2 protein-coding genes are annotated in these 4,061 nt (G+C 76.0%); both read right to left on the bottom strand.

All coding sequences use genetic code 11. The features are described 5' to 3' along the window. Positions 1–2,462, bottom strand: a 2,462-nt coding sequence (gene fdhF / locus ACFY2X_RS47150; protein ID WP_389951980.1) for a formate dehydrogenase subunit alpha, incomplete at its 3' end; no start/stop codon positions are given. Next, positions 2,459–4,061 (bottom strand): NAD(P)H-dependent oxidoreductase subunit E (locus tag ACFY2X_RS47155; RefSeq protein WP_389951983.1); only part of this gene is annotated, 1,603 nt, incomplete at its 5' end. The genes ACFY2X_RS47155 and fdhF, both read right to left, overlap by 4 nt.

The raw sequence follows: 4,061 nt of genomic DNA on the forward strand, positions 1-4,061 counted from the left end.
CCGTACCGGGCCGCGTCGGCGGGGTGGAGATCGAGCCGGTCGGCCGTGTCCAATCCGAGGTTGGCCGTGCGGCGGGTCATGTTCCCGGAGTTGTAGTGCGCCCAGCGGCGCCCGGTGACCAGGATCAGCGGGTAATCGCCGTCCGGCGTCTCCCCCGGCGGAAGCCAGGGACACGCGGCCAGACGGGCCAGGCCGTCGGGGGTGGCGAACCGCTCCCGGTAGAGGCTCGCCTCTCCCGGGCCTTCGGGGTCCGGGCACGGCCAGGGGACGGCGCCCTCGCGGTCGAGGCGTTCGTGGGAGATCCCCGCGAACATCGGCGCCACCCGGCCGCACTCGGCCAGCGCCTCGGCCGGTGTCCGGCAGCCCAGGTCCACCCCGAGAGCGGAGGCGATGGCGTGGACGGCCGCGAAATCGGTCCTGGCCTCCCCCGGCGGGTCCAGGGCGGGGCGGACCCGCTGGAAGCGGCGGTCGAAGTTGACGAAGGTGCCGTCCTTCTCCAGCCAGGCCGCGGCCGGCAACACGACGTCGGCTCTGCGTGCCGTCTCGGACAAAAACAGCTCCTGGCAGACGACCAGCGGGCAGGCCTCCAGGGCCTCGGCGACCCGGGTGGCGTCGGGGTCGGTGGCGCAGACGTCCTCGCCGACGATCCACAGGGCCCGCAGCGTTCCGGCGCGGGCGGCCGCGAACATCTCCGGGATGCGCATCCCGGGCCGTTCCGGGACCGGCGCTCCCCAGACGCCGGCGGCCCTGGCCCGAAAGACGGGGTCGGTCACCTTCGCGTAACCGGGCAGCAGGTCGGGCAGCGCACCCATGTCGGAGGCGCCCTGGACATTGTTCTGGCCGCGCAGCGGGTTCACCCCGAAGCCGCGCCCCGTGCCGACCGCGCCGCGCAGGATCGCCAGGTTGGCCAGCGCGCGGACCCCGTCGGTGCCGTGCAGGTGCTCGGTGACGCCCAGCCCGTAGACGATCGCCGGCCGCTCGGCCCGCCCGTAGAGCCGGGCGGCCTCCAACAGGTCCTCGGCCGGAACCCCGGTGAGGGCGGCCACCCGGTCCGGCGGGTAGCCGGCCAGCAGCGCGGTGAGCTCCGCCAGCCCGGCGGCGCGGCGGCGCAGGAAGTCGTCGTCGACGAGGCCCTCGGCGAGCATCACGTGCGCCAGGCCGTTGAACAGGGCCACGTTGGAGCCGGGCCGGGGCCGCAGGTGCACGTCGGCGTGGCGGGCCAGCCCGACGGCCCTGGGGTCGGCGACGACCAGCCGCGCACCGCGCAGGACCCTCTGCAGCAGTCGCGCGCCGACCACGGGGTGGGCCTCTACCGGGTTGGCGCCGACCAGCAGCAGGCAGTCGGCCTTCTCCACGTCGTCGAAGGAGTCGGTGCCGCCGGACAGGCCGAACGTGGCGGTCAGCCCGGCCGCCGAGGGGGCGTGGCAGAGCCGGGAGCAGTTGTCGACGTTGTTGGTGCCGATGGCGACCCGCATGAACTTCTGGATCAGGTAGTTCTCCTCGTTGGTGGCCCTGGCCGAGGAGATCGCCGCCACCGCGTCGGGGCCGCCCTCGGCGACGGCCGCCCGCAGGCCGCGAACGACGTGGTCGATCGCCTCGGCCCAGCTCACCGGCGTAAGGCTGCCGTCGCGGCGCAGCAGCGGCCGGGTGAGCCGTTCGGGCGAGTGGAGGAAGCCGTGCGCGAAGCGGCCCTTGACGCAGGCGTGCCCCCGGTTGACCGGGCCGTCGCGGTCCGGCAGGACCGCCGCGACCTCGCCGTCCCGGGTGAGCACCTCCAGCGAGCATCCGACGCCGCAGTAGCCGCACGTGGTGCGGGTCCGCGTGGAGATCCTCGCCCTGCCGCCCGCCGGCAGGCCGGGCTCGGTGAGCGCCCCGGTGGGGCAGGTGTCGACACAGCCGCCGCAGGAGACGCAATCGGACTCCGCCCACGGCCCGCCCGTGCCGGGCGCGACCACCGTGTCCGCGCCCCGGCCGGTCAGGGTGAGGGCGAAGGTGCCCTGGACCTCGGCGCACATGCGCACGCACCGGCCGCAGGCGATGCACAGGTCCCGGTCCAGGTGAACGTAGGGGTGGGTGTCGTCGCGGCCTCGTCCGCCGCGGCCCCGGGCGGCCTCCGGGGTGATCCCCAGTGTGTGGCAGACCCGGGCCAGCTCACCACCGTCCGCGCCGCCGGCCAAAGCGTAGGGCGGCAGGGCCGAGACGATCAGCTCCACCGCGTCGCGGCGCAGCTCCCGCAACTCGCCGGCGGCGACCTCCACCGTGGCGCCGTCCACGGCCGGGGTGACACACGCGGCCACCACGTTCCCGCCGGACCTCACCAGGCAGGTACGGCAGGAGCCCGCCGGGCTCAGGCGGTCGTCGTGGCACAGTGCGGGCACCTCGACACCGGCCGCGCGGACCGCGTCGAGCAGCGACGCGTCGTCTTCCGGGTGGACGGTGACACCGTCGACCTCGACTCTCACCGGTCCCACCCCCCGAGCTCGTCCTCGCAGGCGCGGGCGAGGCTGCGCACCGCGGCGGGCACCCGCCGCCCGAAGGCGCACAGGCTGGCCTGGCCCATCACCCGCAGCAGCCGCGCGTACTCCTCACCGGGCGGCGCACCGGCCGCGGCGATCTCCAGGCCCCGCCGGGAGCCGACCCGGCACGGTGAGCACGCCCCGCAGCTCTCGGCGGCGGCGAACTCCCACACGTGCCGCAACACCTCCCGCGCCGTCACGCGCCGGTCGAAGGCGACGAGACCGGCGTGCCCGAGCGCGGCGCCGCGGCGGGCCAGGTCGGCCTCGGTCAGCGGCACGTCCAGCCCGTCCGGGGGCAGGAAGCCGCCCAGCGGGCCGCCCACCTGCAGAACGCTCAGCTCCGCTCCCGCGCGCAGGCCACCGCCCAGCTCGGTGACGATGCGGATCACCGGCGTGCCGAGCTCCACCTCGTAGCAGCCCGGCCGGGCGAAGCGTTCGGACAGGCAGACCAGCTTCGTGCCGGTCTCGGTCCGGGTGCCGCGGCGGGCGTAGGCGTCTCCGCCTCGCCGGACGATCCACGGCACGGCGGCCAGCGTCTCGACGTTGTTGACCACGGTCGGGACGTCCCACAGTCCCTGCCGCGTGGGGTAGGGCGGGCGGGGCCGCGCACACCCGCGGCCGCCCTCCAGCCCGGCGATCAGCGCGGTCTCCTCCCCCGCCACGTAGGACCCGGCGCCCTCGACCACCTCGACGTCCAGGTCGACATCGCTGCCATGCACCATCCGGCCCAGGTGTCCGTCCCTGTAGGCCTCCTGGACCGCCGCCCGCATCCGGGCCAGCGCGCGTGGATACTCCGAACGCACCAGCACCACGGCACGGCGGGCCCCGCAGGCGAAGCAGGCCAATGCCAGGCCTTCCAGCACCCGCGCCGGATCGGCCTCCATCAGCAGCCGGTCGGCATAAGAGCCCGGATCGCCCTCGTCGCCGTTGGCGACCACCACCGTGTCCGGCGAGCCGCCCGCGCTGGCCCACTTGGCGGCCACCGGGAACCCGGCACCGCCCCGCCCCCTCAGCCCGGAAGCCGCCACCGCGGCCCGAACCCGCTCCGGATCTCCCGCGGCCACGGTCTCGGGCCACACCTTCCAGGACTCCTCACCGGTGACGATCCCGGCGAGCACGACCGGGTCACCGGTGGCGTCGGCGGCCGGGATCGCGGGAGCCACCGGCGGCAGCCGCCCGGTCAGCTGGTCGGCGAGGGTGGGGCCGGTACACGGCGTGTCACCGTCGAGGCAGCCGGGACTCGCGTAGCAGAGGCCCAGGCAGCGGACCGCCTGCAGCGAGACGTCCGCGTTCCGGTCGGCGCCGTCGACCCTGACACCCAGGGCGCTCTCGACCTCGGCGAGATGACGGCCCGCGCGGGCGGCGAAGCAGGCCGCCGCGGCGCAGACCCGCACATGGCGGCGACCGTGCGGGGCGGCGAGGTCGGCGTAGAAGGTGGCCGGCCCCAGCCCGGCGGCCGCCGGCAGACCCAGGCGCCTGGCCACCCCGGGCGCCCACGCCCGCGGGCCGTCCACCGACCCGGCGGCGGCCTCGGCCAGGGACTCC

Source organism: Streptosporangium sp. NPDC000396, assembly GCF_042898655.1.
Classification (GTDB): domain Bacteria; phylum Actinomycetota; class Actinomycetes; order Streptosporangiales; family Streptosporangiaceae; genus Streptosporangium.